This window comes from Candidatus Leptovillus gracilis (assembly GCA_016716065.1).
Classification (GTDB): Bacteria; Chloroflexota; Anaerolineae; order Promineifilales; family Promineifilaceae; genus Leptovillus; species Leptovillus gracilis.
The window spans coordinates 84,454-99,421 of record JADJXA010000013.1; the positions used below are offsets into that span (position 1 = coordinate 84,454).

The 14,968-nt window shown below is 59.1% G+C and carries 14 protein-coding genes and 1 tRNA gene; 5 read left to right on the top strand and 10 right to left on the bottom strand.

Annotated features, from left to right (window positions below):
• Positions 1 to 5 precede the first annotated feature (5 nt).
• Both IPM39_23145 and IPM39_23150 read right to left on the bottom strand, forming a co-directional pair.
• On the bottom strand, positions 6 to 1,976 hold the full coding sequence (locus tag IPM39_23145) for a hypothetical protein (protein ID MBK8988931.1): 1,971 nt from the start codon (positions 1,974 to 1,976) through the stop codon (positions 6 to 8).
• A 163-nt stretch (positions 1,977 to 2,139) separates the two neighbouring features.
• Complete coding sequence (locus IPM39_23150; protein ID MBK8988932.1) at positions 2,140 to 2,985, bottom strand: hypothetical protein; 846 nt, start codon at positions 2,983 to 2,985, stop codon at positions 2,140 to 2,142.
• A 134-nt stretch (positions 2,986 to 3,119) separates the two neighbouring features.
• On the opposite strand from IPM39_23150, the gene IPM39_23155 reads away from it, so the two are divergent.
• Genes IPM39_23155 through IPM39_23165 form a run of 3 tightly spaced genes read left to right on the top strand, consistent with a single transcriptional unit; the run spans position 3,120 to position 6,964 of the window.
• On the top strand, positions 3,120 to 5,036 hold the full coding sequence (locus IPM39_23155) for a thioredoxin domain-containing protein (protein ID MBK8988933.1): 1,917 nt from the start codon (positions 3,120 to 3,122) through the stop codon (positions 5,034 to 5,036).
• 1 nt (position 5,037) lies between these two features.
• A complete protein-coding gene (locus IPM39_23160) occupies positions 5,038 to 5,979 on the top strand; it encodes a site-specific DNA-methyltransferase (protein ID MBK8988934.1) in 942 nt (313 codons plus the stop codon).
• Positions 5,980 to 5,983: 4 nt separating this feature from the next.
• The gene (locus tag IPM39_23165) at positions 5,984 to 6,964 is read left to right on the top strand and encodes a hypothetical protein (protein ID MBK8988935.1); all 981 of its coding nucleotides are present in this window, start codon (positions 5,984 to 5,986) and stop codon (positions 6,962 to 6,964) included.
• Here IPM39_23165 and IPM39_23170 read toward each other — a convergent pair.
• The 3 genes from IPM39_23170 to IPM39_23180 all read right to left on the bottom strand — a co-directional run bounded on the left by IPM39_23170 (position 6,940) and on the right by IPM39_23180 (position 9,214).
• The gene (locus IPM39_23170) at positions 6,940 to 7,134 is read right to left on the bottom strand and encodes a hypothetical protein (GenBank protein MBK8988936.1); all 195 of its coding nucleotides are present in this window, start codon (positions 7,132 to 7,134) and stop codon (positions 6,940 to 6,942) included. The genes IPM39_23165 and IPM39_23170 overlap by 25 nt on opposite strands.
• A 102-nt stretch (positions 7,135 to 7,236) precedes the next feature.
• A complete protein-coding gene (locus tag IPM39_23175) occupies positions 7,237 to 8,577 on the bottom strand; it encodes an META domain-containing protein (GenBank protein MBK8988937.1) in 1,341 nt (446 codons plus the stop codon).
• A 391-nt stretch (positions 8,578 to 8,968) separates the two neighbouring features.
• Positions 8,969 to 9,214 carry a type II toxin-antitoxin system PemK/MazF family toxin gene (locus tag IPM39_23180; protein ID MBK8988938.1) on the bottom strand — a complete coding sequence of 82 codons (246 nt, stop codon included), beginning with the start codon at positions 9,212 to 9,214 and terminating at the stop codon, positions 8,969 to 8,971.
• 237 nt (positions 9,215 to 9,451) lie between these two features.
• On the opposite strand from IPM39_23180, the gene IPM39_23185 reads away from it, so the two are divergent.
• The gene (locus IPM39_23185; GenBank protein MBK8988939.1) at positions 9,452 to 9,943 is read left to right on the top strand and encodes a DUF3592 domain-containing protein; all 492 of its coding nucleotides are present in this window, start codon (positions 9,452 to 9,454) and stop codon (positions 9,941 to 9,943) included.
• Between the two features lie 9 nt (positions 9,944 to 9,952).
• Here IPM39_23185 and udk read toward each other — a convergent pair whose 3' ends face one another.
• Positions 9,953 to 10,591, bottom strand: coding sequence for a uridine kinase (gene udk / locus IPM39_23190; GenBank protein ID MBK8988940.1), 639 nt, complete (start codon positions 10,589 to 10,591; stop codon positions 9,953 to 9,955).
• A gap of 74 nt (positions 10,592 to 10,665) precedes the next feature.
• Positions 10,666 to 10,737, bottom strand: a tRNA-Thr gene (locus IPM39_23195).
• Between the two features lie 189 nt (positions 10,738 to 10,926).
• On the opposite strand from IPM39_23195, the gene IPM39_23200 reads away from it, so the two are divergent.
• Entirely contained in the window at positions 10,927 to 11,442 is a 516-nt protein-coding gene (locus tag IPM39_23200; protein ID MBK8988941.1) for a pentapeptide repeat-containing protein, read from the top strand.
• Positions 11,443 to 11,474: 32 nt separating this feature from the next.
• On the opposite strand, the gene IPM39_23205 is transcribed toward IPM39_23200, so the two are convergent.
• The 3 genes from IPM39_23205 to IPM39_23215 form a co-directional block, all read right to left on the bottom strand.
• Entirely contained in the window at positions 11,475 to 12,302 is an 828-nt protein-coding gene (locus IPM39_23205; GenBank protein ID MBK8988942.1) for a sulfurtransferase, read from the bottom strand.
• A gap of 93 nt (positions 12,303 to 12,395) precedes the next feature.
• Positions 12,396 to 12,833, bottom strand: a complete 438-nt coding sequence (locus tag IPM39_23210) for a hypothetical protein (protein MBK8988943.1) — start codon at positions 12,831 to 12,833, stop codon at positions 12,396 to 12,398.
• A complete protein-coding gene (locus IPM39_23215) occupies positions 12,830 to 14,635 on the bottom strand; it encodes a PKD domain-containing protein (GenBank protein ID MBK8988944.1) in 1,806 nt (601 codons plus the stop codon). The genes IPM39_23210 and IPM39_23215 overlap by 4 nt, the downstream gene beginning before the upstream one ends.
• Positions 14,636 to 14,968: the final 333 nt, after the last annotated feature.

Here is a 14,968-nt window from a genome sequence, read left to right on the forward strand (position 1 = left end):
CCCTGTTATTGCTCCAGGTCCAATTCGTACAAATTCCACAATTCGGACGTTTGGGTGGTGTCTAGTTGGAAATTGCGCACTTCTGGCTGAGTAGCGGCCACTTTGAGATTGGTGAACAACGGGATACCCGGCAGCTCCTGGCTGAAGATACGCAGCGCCGCCTGGTGATTGGTGATGTAAGCGTCTGTGCCCGGCAGCGATTGCCCGGCCGTGCGGCAGGCGGCGTCGTATTCCGCATTGCGCCAACCGGTGGGGTTGATATTGTTCCAACCGCCATACCCTTCTTCACGCGGGCCGGTGATATTTTCTGACAACCAGAGATTACACGGGGGCTGTGCGGCCGCGCGCCAGGCCAGCGCGCCCATGTCGAACCGGCGGCCAAACAGCGAACCCAGCGGCCCATCACCGTACCATTCGGCCGGCTGGCGGAAGTCCAGGTCTACAACCAGACCACATTCAGCCAGATCGGCCTGCACCATTTCCAGCACCCGCGCCCGCAGCGGGCTGGCGGCATCGGCGCTGAGGCGGAAGCGGAAGGGCACGGCCGTTTCCGGCTGTTCGCGCACGCCATCTTCATCGGTATCCACGTAGCCCAATTCATCCAGCAGGGCGCGGCCGGCGGCCGGGTCGTAGGGCCATTGGGCCACATCGGCCGGGAAGAGTGGATGTTCGGCGGGGGTAAAGGTGTGCAAGAGTTCGGCGCGGCCGTCTAACAACTCATCCACCATACGCTGTCGGTCAATGCAGGAAGTGATCGCCTGCCGCACCTGGACATCGGTAAACCAGGGGGGACGGGTGCTGGCGTACTCTTTGATCGGCTCAATGCCAAAGGCGATCTGCTCGAAGAACGGGCTGTTGACCACATGGGCCTGCACCAGCCCGGCGTCGGCGGCGGCCAAAACATCGGCCACCGCTTCCGGGGCGATGACATCCTGGGCGACAACGTGGCACTCGCCAGGCAGCAAATCCTCGGTCAACCCGGTGTTGACCTTAAACAGAACCGAGGCCAGGTGGGGCAGCCCTTCGTCGGCGCGGTAATAGGCGGGATTGGGTTCCAGGCGAATGGTCGCGCCAGGAATCCATTCGGCGACGACAAAGGGGCCATTGCCCAGCGGCTTTTCCCGTGCTTCGGGCAAAGCCAGCAGTTCGACGGCCGAATAAAGGCCGTACTGGTGGCGCGGCAGCGGCGTCCAGACATTGGTGACAAAGCTGGAATCAATAAAACCGGGAATACCCACCCACTGCACTGTTAAATCGCCGGTGGCTGTGTAGGCGGCCGTGCGCTCTATCTTTATTTTACTGCCCGGCGTCACCGGGTCGGCGGCAATCTCAAAGCTGAACACCGAATCGTCGGCCGTCACCGGCTTGCCATCGGCCCAGGTCATTGGCTGAAAAGTAAATTCGACCACCATTTGCTGCATCGGCACACGCGATTTGTCGAAGCGCACCAGGTCGCCATCGGCGCTGCGCACCGTCACACCATCGGTAAAGCGCCGGACAAGCCCGTTGGCGTCTAGCACCGTTGTGTTCTCGCGTACCTCGACTGTCTCAATGCGCACGCCGCCATTCTCGACTGAAGGCAAATCCACCAGACCTTGCGCCTGGTAATCGAAGCCAAGTGTGGTTAGAAGATTTTCGTAGAGGGCGTGGCGGACGGAAACGGCCGTCAACGAGTTGTCACCATACAAAAAGAGACTGGTCGGTTCAGCGGCCACGCAGACCACCAATTCTTTGGGCGGCGGTGGGGTGGCGGTGGGCTGCGGCGCAGCCGTCGGGGCCTGGGTGGCGACGGCCGTCGCCACCACCTCGGCCGTCGCTAAAACAGCAACTGTAGCGTCAGGCTCAGATTGGGCAGCGGTGACGTTGACCACCGCGGTGGGAGACAACGTGGGGGGTGTGGCCGCGTTTTGTTCACGGCAAGCAGCCAACAACAACATACTGAAACAAGATACCAAAATTGCTTTTAACCAATTCATTTTCACTCTCCACAGATTAGTGTACGTATTCCGTATTCCGTATTCCGTATTGCGTATTGCGTAATCCGTAGAGCGCCGCCTCTGGCTAGATGCCAACGGGAAACGGCATACGGACTGCGGTTTACGGCTATTAGACCCCAAAATTTGGCTGTTCTTGATACACTCAGTCGCGCTTCTGGGGACGCTGCCAATAGCTGCGCCAAAGCCAGCGAAAGAAGGCGCGCAGCAGCAGGTAAAGCGCCAATCCGCCAAAGATGAGCGCGGTGAAGCGGGCGCCCTGCCAAAAAGCGCGGCCAAAACGGCCGCCATCTATGCCCGCCAGTTGGTCAAAGACGCCCCCGGTCACGGCTGCATCCTGCGGCGCGCTCACCGCGCCGCTGCCCGGGTTAGCCGGAGCGGCCGGCGGGGTGGGGGTGGGAAACGGCGTCAACGATGGCAGGGCGGTTGGCTGTTGAAAAACGGCCGTTTCGCCGGCAGTAGGTGTTGTCGCCAGAGCCGGGGCAGCCCCATCGGTGGTCGCGGTGGGTGTGGCGGTCGGCGTAACATCCGCGTTCGCCACCACCAGGTCGGTGACGAAATATTCGTCGTAGTTGTAATCGGCCCGCACCACGCGCAGACGTAGTTGGTAACGGCCGTCTGGGAAAACGGGCGCCCCCACATCACGCCCAATCGTCGTGTCCCACACTGCCAGCGTGCCCTGGTTAACCGGCAGGCTGCCTTCGGCGAAGACAATCCAATCGGCCGTGGGGTCAGATACGTGGCGAAAAGCCATCTCATAGCGCAAATAATCAGGGTGAACGGCCGTGCCCATCACGCGCACCACCCCGGCAATCGTCTCGCCAGAAACCGGTTGTGTGATACCATTACCGGACTGCGCCCAAACAGGTTGGACGACCAACTGGCCCGGTGCGCCCATCGCCAACACCGCCAACGTTAAGAGCGGTATAACGAGGCGATACAAGGCTGGCAGCACCATTCGCTTTCGTTTAAGATACAGATGTTTCATCATAAAAGCGTGGTGACGCAGCATGACTATGCAAAACAAACAGTGGAGTCTACCACAAACGGATCCACGTGACGAATAAATCTCTACTCTGCCCGGCCCGCAGACAGCGGGAACTCCGGGGAATTATAAGGAACAGTATGCCCCAAATTCATCAATCTCTGCGGCAAGCCCTCTTTTTTTTCAGCCTGTTTGGTCTGCTGATTTTGGCCGCGTGCGGCCCCAGCGTCGCCCCTGGCGAGGGCGAGATCGGCCAAGCAGCAGCGCCAACCAGTGACGCCAACCTGTTGGCAGCGCCAATTGACCCGGCGGCCGTCTTTAGCGCTCCCCGTTCGGCCAGCAGCAGCGCCGACGGCGAAGTAGACGCCAATGGGCTGCCGGTTGGGTTTTTGGCCGACGGCCGTCCCTATCGTGGCAGCCTGGACGCGCCGGTCGTCATTGAAGAGTTTTCCGATTTTCAATGCCCGTTTTGCAGCCGGTTCGCGCTGCAAACCCTGTCGCAGATCAACCAAAACCAGGTGGCTTCCGGCGAAGTCCTGTTTCTCTATTACGATTTCCCCCTGAGCAGCATCCATCCCCAGGCGGAGGCCGCGGCCAACGCTACCCGCTGCGCCGCCGACCAGGGCGCGGCCGCCTATTGGGATATGCACGATTTGCTCTTTGCGCGCATGGACGCCTGGGGCAACAGCCAGGCCAACAGCACCTTCATCGCCTATGCCGAAGAATTAGGGCTGGACAGCGCCATCTTCGCTGAATGCGTGCAAAGCAACAAACACATCGAAGCAGTGCGCGACGATGTGGACCTGGGCTTGAGCCGGGGCGTTTCCAGCACACCGAGTTTCTTCATTAACGAACAACCCCTCATTGGCGCCCAGCCGTTGGAGGTGTTTAACCAGGCCATTGCCACCATCCAAAACGGCGGTGAGTTAACCGCTAATCAACCGGCCAACACCGAGCCACCAACCCCAACCCCGGTCGCCATCTCCGAAGAAGGCGTGGCGGCCACCTTGGGCAGCGCCGAGGCCCCCTACACCATCGTGGAATTTACCGATTACGGCTGCGCGGCGTGCGCCCGGTACGTGGCCGACACGCTGCCCACGTTGAAGGAAATATTGGTAGATTCCGGCCAGGTCCGCTACATTCTGAAAGATTTCCCCCAGGCGGCCAGCGGAACTGCCGCCCAAACGGCCGCTGCCGCCGCCCGCTGCGCCGGCGAACAAGACGCCTATTGGCCGATGCACGAAGCGTTGTTTGCCACGCAAGAGGTATGGGTGCAAAACCAGGCCAGCGCGGATGCCCATTTCCAGACGTTGGCTGCCGACCTGAACCTGGACCAGGCGGCGTTTCGCGGCTGCCTGAGCAGCGGGCAGTTTGATGCGGCCATTCAAACGGCCGTTGCCGAAGGGCAGCGCGTGGCCGTTGGTGAACTGCCCTACTTTTTCATCGAAGGCTACCCTCTCAGCGGCGCGGAACCCAACAGCGTGGCTGTAGCCCTGGGCCTGCCGATGAACGTGCCGATTGACGGCGCTTACAGCATCGGCGACCCCAACGCGCCGATCACCATTGTCGAATATACCGATTACCAATGCCCGTTCTGCACGCGCCATTTTGCTGAAACATTGCCGCTGCTGCGCCAAAATTTCATTGACACCGGTAAGGTTTTGTACGTATTTAAGGATTTCCCCCTGACCAACATTCATCCGCAGGCGGTGTTGGCGGCGGCGGCGGCGCGCTGCGCCGGGGCGCAAGAGGCTTACATGCCGATGCACGATGCTTTGTTTACCAACCAGTCGCTCTGGAGCGGACAAAACAACGCCGCCGATTTATTTGTCGGGTTTGCGGCGGACCTGGGGCTGGACAGCGATCTGTTTCGGACCTGTCTGGAAAGTGGCGAGATGGAAACGGCCGTGTTCGCCGATCTGAACGAAGGCATGAGTTTTGGCGTCAATGGCACACCGGCTTTTTTCATTAACGGCTTTTTGGTTTCCGGCGCGCTGCCCTACGCCAGTTTTGAGCAAGGTTTAAACGGGCTGTTGGCCGACAGCGAACAGCAATAGAGTGACGCAAACGGGCAGCACACGCGCGCCGCGCAATCGCACCATTACTTTGTCTGACGAGGAGCGGCTCTTGTATAGCCGCCGCTGTGTGCGGCTGGATGACCCCGCGCCATTGGCGGCCATTGTCAACCGCACCATCCAGCAGGATTTGTTTACCCTGCTGGATTGGCTGCCCGCCGCATCGGTGGATTTGCTGTTCGCCGACCCGCCCTATAATCTGAGCAAATCGTTTAATGGACGGCCGTTTACCCCCCTATCCCTGGCCGATTACGAAACATGGCTGGCAACCTGGCTGCGGCCGCTCAGGCGGGTACTCAAGCCTACCGCCTCGCTGTATGTCTGTGGTGATTGGCGCTCGGCGGCGGCCATTCAGCGGGTGTTGGCAAGCCATTTTGTGGTGCGCAACCGCATCACCTGGGAGCGGGAGAAAGGGCGCGGCGCGGCGCGAAACTGGAAAAACTGTGCCGAAGACATCTGGTTTGCCACCTGCGGCGACGAGTACACCTTCAACGTGGATGCTGTCAAACTGAAGCGACGGGTGATTGCCCCGTACACCCAGGCCGACGGGCAGCCCAAAGATTGGCAGGCGGGGCAAGACGGCCGTTTTCGCCTGACCCACCCCGCCAATATCTGGACCGACCTCACCGTGCCCTTCTGGTCTATGCCCGAAAACACCGACCACCCCACGCAAAAACCGGAGAAACTGCTGGCAAAAATCATCCTGGCCTCTTCCCAAACCGGCGACGTGGTTCTGGACCCATTTCTCGGTTCGGGCACAACCTCGGTGGTGGCCCACAAATTGGGCCGCCGCTTTATCGGCATTGAAGTGGACGAGACCTACGCCTGCCTGGCCGAAAAGAGGCTGGCCCAGGCCGCCGACGATCCGCACATTCAGGGCTACACCGACGGTTTCTTCTGGGAACGCAACAGCGGCGGGAAATAGACTTATGTTTTTTCGGTTTCATGATCTAACGATCGAGTTGGTCAGCACCGATGGGCGAATTCGGGCGCAGTGGGCTTATTTGCTGGCCGGTTGGCTGCAAGCCGAAAGTACGACCAGACCAGATATTCGTTTGGAATTAACCTGGGCGGAGGATTTACCAGAACGGCCGTCTACGCCGCCTATCTTTGTGGACCAGGAATCGCGCACCGATGCGCCGGCCATTTTGACGGTTTACGCCGAGGCGGATGGGGCTGCGCTGCTGCATTTTCACCAGGCGGGCCTGCTGCGCGTGCCGCTAACAGCGCCACAGCCGGGCGTAACACTGGTGGCGACGGGGGTGATCACCCCGGCGTCGTTGGCGAACGGCCGTTTTGAGGATGTGACTTTCACCGGGCTGGCCCCCATGCTGCGGCGGCATGGCTATTTTTTACTGCACGCTTTTGCCGCTGTCAGGGATGGCCGGGCGGCGCTGTTGGTCGGTGCATCGGGCAGCGGCAAGACGACGACTGGCCTAAATTTGCTGCTGAACGGCTGGGAACTGCTGAGCAACGATGTGGCTCTTTTGCACCTGCGACCCGACGGCGTGTATGTGTTGGCCGCACCCGATATTGTGAGTATACGGCCGTTTACCCTGGAACTGCTGCCCCAATTAAGCGCCAAACTGGCCGCACCGGCGGCCGGGCGCGCTCAGGTGATCAGCGCGTTTGCGCTGACTGACGGCCGTTGGGCGTCGCCCAGCAAAGCGACGACCGTTTATTTCCCCCAAATCACCGATCAGCCAACCCGCCTGGCCCCGCTCAGCCGGGCCATTGGTCTGGCGCGGCTGATGGAACAAAGCGTGGACCAATGGGATACGGCCGTACTGCCCGACCACATAGCCATTTTGCAGGCGCTCAGCCAGCAAACGGCCGTCTACACCCTCTTTTTAGGGCCCCGACGTGGCCCGACTGAACGGCATCATTACAGCCTGACGATTGGGAATTGACAATGGGTGCGTTCCAAATGGTTGAGCAGGTAGGGGCGAGACAGGCGGGGGACATCTTTGCCAATCACCCATGCCTCACCCCAACATGTCTCGCTCTCTTCTTTGCCTGGCGTCGGCATATATCGGGCGAGGTGGCGCGAGAAGATGCCGTCCGCTGCGGCGAATACCATCCCGCGCCACCTCGCCCGTACACAAGGCGTAACTGAAATGAAATACACCCATTGACAAGTGGTCCTGAGCTTGCCGAAGGATTGGGGATTGGGGATTGACGATTACTGAAGCGCTAAGGACGCAATCAGCGCATCAAGTTTGCGCAGGTCTAGTTTCCAGGCGGAGGGGGGTAAACTGTTCAACAGATCTTGGGTGTCGCGCAGGTAGGCGTCGTAAGTGGCGGCGTTGGTAGACTGCGCTTTGACATCGTCGGTGGCCTTCTCGAAGGTGTCGGGCAGGGCGTCGGTGCGTACCGGCCAGATGAGCGACACGTAAAAACGGCCGTCATTGCTTAAACCCTGGTAATAATAAGCCGTCGTCTCGTTGGTCCAGGGGCCTATAGCCTGACGGTTGGGCGTGTCGGCGACATAGCGCACGCCCGCGCCCTGGGTAAAGTCGAGGTCGGCAAACTGGACCCATCGATCCATCAGGCGGAAGGGGGGCGGCAGCAGCGGCATGAGGCTGGGGGGTGGATCGCTGCGGCCGTCGGCGGCTTGAATCAGCCCTTGCAGCCGGGACACCTCGCTGGCGGCGGCAATACCGACCAGGTCCTGGTACTCTTGCGCGGGAAAAATGTATAAGCGACGGCCGTTGTTCGCCACCACTTCTTCCGAATTTTCGCCGTCAAACGTCACCAGGATATGGGCAGGGACCAACGGTCCGGCCTGAATCGCTCGCCAGGCGAACGAATGGGCCACGCCCTGCACCTGCAAACGAATCGCGCCGCCTTCTATGACGGCCGTATCTTCTTCGGCAACAACCTGATTCTGCTCAAAATCAGTGGCAGCCGATGGGTCGGCGCGGCGAAAACGCATTCCGCCGCTGTCGGCTGCCAGGTCAAACAGCAAATCGTCGCCAGCCATGAACCAGAGGACCGCCCCGCTGAGGCGCTGCACAAATTGCCCGGCCAGGGAATCGGCCGGGCAATCGGCCTCCGTGAGAGGGTCAGGCGAAATGACAATGCCCCCGGCCGTCAGGCTGTAAGTTCCACCGATGGTGTGGCAGTCGGCCTGGATGAGAACACGGCCGTCGGCTTCCAGGCGCAGCGCATAGCGGGCCGGCTCGGCTATTTCTTGCGGACCGGCGGCCGGGTCGAGGAAGGCCACCCACTGCCAGGTAAGGTTTGTCAGGAAAACTGCTGCGTCTGATACCCCTGTTGGCACGGCCGTAGGTTCCAGGGTGGGGGTGGCTGATGGCGTTGCTGTGGCTGATGGCGTGGCTGATGGTGTGCGCGTTGGCCGCAAGGTAGGCGCGGCTGTGGGGGAAAGGGTGGGTTGAGGAACGGCCGTCTGCTCTGGCACGGTTGCCAGAGGCAGCGGTGATGGGGTTGACGCCGGCAGTGCACTGCACGCCACCAACAGAACCCATAGGCTTAAGAACAACCACACTAGATACTTCTGCATAACGCCACCTGAATGGGTTGTCAGGCCTCTTTGCCTTTCTGAGCAACAATTTCCAACGCCCTTGCTCAAAACGACTGCCCATGACTTGGCCGATTTAGGCGTTGGCAGTTGCTCATGATTTTAACGAAAGACGGCCGTTTCCCTTTTATGCAACTAACCTGCCGTTTTTATTGACCTATCAAAGTGCCAAGTTTCTGCAAAACTTCATTGAGGGTGGAAGATGGCAGCTTACACACAAACTCTGCTTGTCGAGCTTTCCAATCAAGACTTTCTATCTGGCTGGTTGACTGACAAATCTCAGATTTTCACCGCAGAGAGCGCGGAGGACGCGGAGATTTTCTCTGGTACAGCCTCCGCGCTCTCTGCGTTCTCCGCGGTTAGATAAGTTTTGTCAGTCAATCAGTTTTATCTGGTCTGACAAAATCGCGCCACCAATTTTCAAACCCTCCGGTATTAATACTTCAAAGGGATAATTTTTGATTTGACTCGTAATCGGACATAAAATCGCCAAACCGACCTTGCCGTTATAAGCTGCCGGAGACAAAACCAACGCTGGTCTTCGCCATGCTTGCTCATGTCTAGCTTGTGGATTGAAAGTTATCCATACACTATCACCACGATTCGGAATGTATGCCAAAGGTATCTCCTTTTGTGTCTACAACAAAGATACACTTTTGTGTTCAATTCACCAAGCTCTTTCCCCTGCGAAATGAGAGCGCCAAACAGGTTCCTTTACACAGCTTACCGGAAGCCGCTATTATACGGTGTGGAGTACGGCGCGTAAAATAGACAGTGACGATTGCCGGTTGACGCTGTGGGCTGCCCTTTGGCCCTCAGCATGGGTATTTGTTCGTTAGTATGGAGATGACATCAGATGAGTGGACGCAATACGGGTATGGGCTGTTTGGGCACGATATTGTTTGTGGGCATCTTTATCGCGGTGGGGATAGGGCTTTTTATTTGGGGATTGAATGTATTGCAAAAGGCGCAGGCGAGCCAGGATTGGCCGACGGCCGATGGCACAATCATCTCTGCGACCGTGCGCGAAGACCGCGATGACGATGGCACGTCCTATTTTGCCGACGTTACCTACCAATATACGGCGGCCGACCGGCGGCACAGTTCAGACAATGTGAGCTTTGGGCAATATGGCGGCAGCAGCCGCCACGCCGAAGGCATTGTCGCCAGATACCCGGTGGGCCAACGGGTGACGGTGTATTATGACCCGGATGACCCGATGACGGCCGTTTTAGAGCCTGGCGCTAATTTTGGCAGCTATCTACTGGTGGGCATGGGTGCGCTGTTCATCGGGGTGGCCTTGCTGGTTGGGCTGTTTTCCCTGTTTGGCATACTGCGTCGCCGGTAACAGCAGCAATCAGCGGACCAGGCGCATATTCAACAATTCCCGCAGCCGCGACACAACCATCTCCATCGCCACCTGATTACGGCCGCCATTCGGGATAATCACATCGGCGTATCGTTTACTCGGCTCAACAAACTTCAGGTGCATGGGGCGAACCGTCGCCTCATATTGGGCCACCACCGAATCCAGCGACCGGTTGCGCTCGTTCATATCGCGCTCCAGGCGGCGGATAAAGCGAATGTCGGCGTCTGTATCCACGTAAATTTTTATATCCATCAAATCACGCAGTTTGCGCCGGGTAAAAATTAAAATCCCCTCAATCAATATGATTGGGCACGGCTCCACCAAAACCGTCTCCTTTTTACGCCGGTGCAGCGTAAAATCGTAGACTGGCACCGCCACCGGCTGCCCGGCCAAAATTTGTTGGATGTGCTGCACCAACAAACTGTTCTCCAATGAATTGGGGTGATCGTAGTTTTGCTGCGAGCGCTGCTCAAAAGACAGATGGGGATTATCGCGGTAGTAAGCATCGTGAGGGAAATAGGCTACCTTTTCAGCACCCACCGATTCCAGAATGGTGCGGGCCACCGTTGTTTTGCCGGAAGCCGTGCCTCCGGCGACGCCAAACACGACCGGCAAAAAGTCACCCATTCTTACCTCCTCTACCTTGCAGCAGACAAAAAAATACCCCGGAACCAACGCGCCAGGGTACGTAGAAATTAGAAAGCCACCCAAGGGACTTGAACCCTTAACCTATCGCTTACGAAGCGATTGCTCTGCCATTGAGCTAGGGTGGCGAAGTGGCGGGATTATATCAGGCCCTACGGCGCTTGACAAACAAGATTTCGCGCCTATATTAGCGCATTGACGATGAAGCTGTGCAGAACGGCGAGCAGACGCGCCACTTCAAAAACCGGGAATAAAGGCGAAACGCCATGACTCTATGGGGTGGTTTTGCCGCCAAGTTTTGGTCGTCAGGAAGTGATATGGACCCAATTACACGACAAATGATTGAAGACACGGTGGCCGTCGTTGGCTCAAAACACGTCACGCTTGCCGGGCTGGATTTGCGCGGCCTGGGCGACCTGGCGGATATTCAACTGGAGGGGGCCAATTTGAATGAGACAAAGCTGGATGGCGTGACCTTGTCCAACGCCAAACTAAAAGGGGCCAAATTCGACAGCGCCAGCCTGAAAGGCGCTTTGCTCGACGGCGCCGGGTTACAGGAGGCGAATTTATACCGGGCAGATTTGCGCGAAGCAAATCTGACGGGAGCGTCTTTGCAAAAGGCGTATCTGGGCAGCGCCAACTTGCAAGGAGCCGTGCTGGTAGAGGCTGATTTGTCTGAGGCCAATTTGCACTTTGCCGATTTGCGCGGGGCAGATTTGCGCGAAACGATCATGACGAGTGCTGACTTGAAGGGGGCGCGCTACAATGACAAAACATTGTGGCCGGAGAAATTAACACCACTGTTAGTCGGCGCCGTCTTTGAACGCCGCTAAGAAAACTGCCAAACCCTGAACACTGCCTACTGTCAGCCACTCTCCACTGGCCGCTCCGGGTCGCGGCACCATTCGCTCCAGGAACCGGCATACAGACGGCCGTCTCCCAGCTCGCTGTGCGCCAACGCCAATAGATTGACACAGGCCGACACCCCGGAACCACAGTAAAACGTGGTCTGTTCTGGCGGCGTGTCGCCCAACAAGGCCATCAATTGAGCGCGTAAGGCAGACGGGGGCAGATAACGGCCGTCAGTCGTCCAATTCGCCTGGTAATAATAATTCACCGCGCCGGGGATGCGCCCGGCAACCGGGTCTATCGTCTCCAGTTCACCCCGATAGCGGGCCGCGTCACGAGAATCCACCAGCAGCGGCAAAGATGAAACCTGCTCCACCTGCACCAACCACTCCTGGCGCGGCTGACCCTGGAAAACGGCCGTGTCCCGTTTTTCCTCGCCAGACCGTGTAGGCAGCCCGGCAGCCGACCACAGCGGCCAGCCACCATCTAACACGGCAACGGCCGTATGCCCCATATAGCGCAGCATCCACCACAAGCGCGCCGCAATCATGCCATTGACGTCGTCGTAGGCCACCACTTGCGTGTGTGGGCCAATGCCCATCTGGCTAAAACGACTCAGCAAGACATCTGGCGGGGGGAGCGGGTGACGGCCGTGATCGGTCACCGCCGGGTTGCTCAAATCTTCGTCCAGGTGGGCATACATCGCACCGGGGATGTGCGCCGCCAGGTAAGCCCGCCGCCCCGCCGCCGGCTCGGCCAGACTAAACCGGCAGTCTACAACCACCCAGGTCTCATCTCCCAGGTGGGCTTGCAAGGTTTCAATGTCAATCAATGTCGTGTGCATACGGCAGTTGCCTCATGAGTAAGCAGTGTTCAGTAACCAGTATTCAGTCGGCATTACCTCTGGGGAAAGCGCACTGAACACTGAAAACTATTCCTAAGGCGAAGGGGCGGTGACGATGATAGGTGGTGCAACGTCAGTGGGGCGCGGGGTGGGCGTAGGATAATTGGGCGTGGGGGTGCTGGTGGGCGTCGGGGTGGGGGTCGGCGTGGCGGTAGCTGCCAGGGTGGGTGTGACAACAGGCGTCGGGGTGGGCAGATCCGGATCGGCGACAATTTCCAGGGAACGGGGTTCGCTCCACAACAGGGTGTTCTGACGGCCGTCTTCCAACCGCACCTGCCACTCAAAAGAGCCAACGGCCGGGGACACGTCCATCACCGCCGTGCGCACACGGTACAGCGTGCCCGCCGCCGGCTGCGCTGCCGAACCCATCGGGATTGCCTGACTGTCACCCAACAAATACAGCGTAAACTGCTGCCCGTCGGCCAGCGGCAGCGGCCAGTTCCAGGCAAAATCCACCACTTCGGAGTTCAATGCCGACGCACCAGACAGCGGCCCGCGCACCCGCAGCGCGGGCGCTTCGGGCGCGCCATACGCGCCAAATTCGGCCGTCCAATACCAGACATTGGGGCGCTAAAATTGGCTGTAAAGGCAACGCCCACTTCAGTCGCGTATTTATTAAGAATGATGGCCCGGTGGCCGGGGCTGTTGACCCAAAATTCCACCGCCTGATACGCCTGTTCAAAGCCCCAGGCCGTCGCCTCGCCGGCATACGCGCGGGAATAGCCGTGCCACAACAGGCGCTCCGCCGGCGTCGAGCCATCGGAACCGGTGTGACCGGTGTAACGGTAGGCAACCATATCTTCGGCGTGCTGTTGAGCGGCAACAGTCAGCTCGTAAACGTATTGCAGCGGCGGCAAATCAAACTGGCGGCGCGCCTCGTTGATGTAGACAAACAACTGCTCGGCCGGACTGGTGGTGGCCGGCAGGTCCAGAGGGGCCATCACAAAAGGCGCTTCCAAGTCTACCGGTTCCAGGACAACGCCAAGCGGATCCAACGATGCGCCGGGGACGATGGCTTCGCTGTCTAGTGTCATAATGGCCGGCAGGTAAACGGCCATGATGCCCGGTTCCACAGCCAGCCAGCGGCTCACCTGGGCGTCGCCAAATTGGTTGGAAGCGGTCATGGTGATGTAATAGTTACCGGGCAAGGCGTAGATATGGCTGATTTGCGCCCCTTCGTGGGTACGGCCGTCGCCCATATCCCAGCGGAAAGCCGTCACCGTATCGTCGCCAAGACCCAGAGCGCGCACCGGCTGCCCGCTGCTGGCAAACTCGTCCAAGGCCATATCGGCGGCCGGCGGCAGACCAACCGTCAGCGGCCACAACGCTTCGGAGCGGCCAAAGGCATTTTCAATGCTTAAGCGCACCTGATAGACACCCGGCGACGTATACACATGGGCAGGTTGGGCATCGGCCGATGTCGCGCCATCGCCAAAATCCCAGCGGTAGGTGATCGGCGTTTGTCCGCCGCTTTCGTTGACGAAGCGGACAGGCTGCCCCACGCCGGGCGTATCATCTTCTACTTTAAATTGGGCAGTGGGATGGGGGACGATGGTGATGCGGCGCACGGCCGTTGCCGCGCCAATCGCGTTGCTGGCCGTCAGAGTGACATCATAAACTCCGGCCGCCGGGTACACCACCACCGGGTCATTGACATCTACACGACGGCCGTCACCCAACTGCCAGGATTGGCTAATCGGGCCGGGTCCATTCAGCTCGGCGCGCAGTTGGATGGGCAGTCCCAGCGAAACCTGGCCCGGCAGGTTGACGCTGCTAACGTAAGGCGGAATGCCAATCCACAGCGTCGTGGCCGCTTCTTGCACCTGATTGTTGAACTTGAGAACGGCCGTTATCGTCTGTTCCGGGCGGAGAATATCGGCCGTTTCCACCCGCAGCGGCAGCGCAAACTGCTGCGTCCCGCCGTTTGCTGAAACAACAGGGACCCAGGTGAGGCGATTCGCCTGCAAATTAACCGTCGCCCCCGGTGGTAAATTTGCCACATTCAGGCGCAATCCCAGAGGCAGCTGCAGGCTCACTTCCGGCTGATAAGTGACCTGATCAAGATTGACGAGCGAAAGTTCCAACACGAGAGTATCGCCAGGCGTGCCAATGGGCGGCGTCACCTTTAGCTCCAATTGCAGCGGCCCCACAATGCGCAGCGCGCCAGGATACGTGGCCGCTGGAGCCAAAGCCGCGGAACCAACAGCCGGCAGCAAAAGCAGCAGCAGCCACAGCCAACCCAGATAAAGTTTTTGGCGATCCCAATTTTTCATGTGCCCGCAGTTTAGCAGAGTTAGCCAGACAGAACAAGATGACGACCAGGACTACAGCAATTCTCAATTTGCCCTGGTGTTATCGTAGGGGCGGGACGGCGCGGAAAGGTAACAGCCGCAGCGGACCCTTTTCCCGCGCCGTCCCGCCCAATGGGACCCAAAGAGGGGCGAGACAGGCGGGAGACATCTTTGTCAATCACCAATGCCTCGCCCTCGCCTATCTCAGCCTCTTCTTTGCCGGGCACAGGCGTTTATCGGGCGAGATGGCACGAGAAGATGCCGTTCGCTGCGGCAAATACCATCCCGCGCCATCTTGACCATTACACGTTTGCT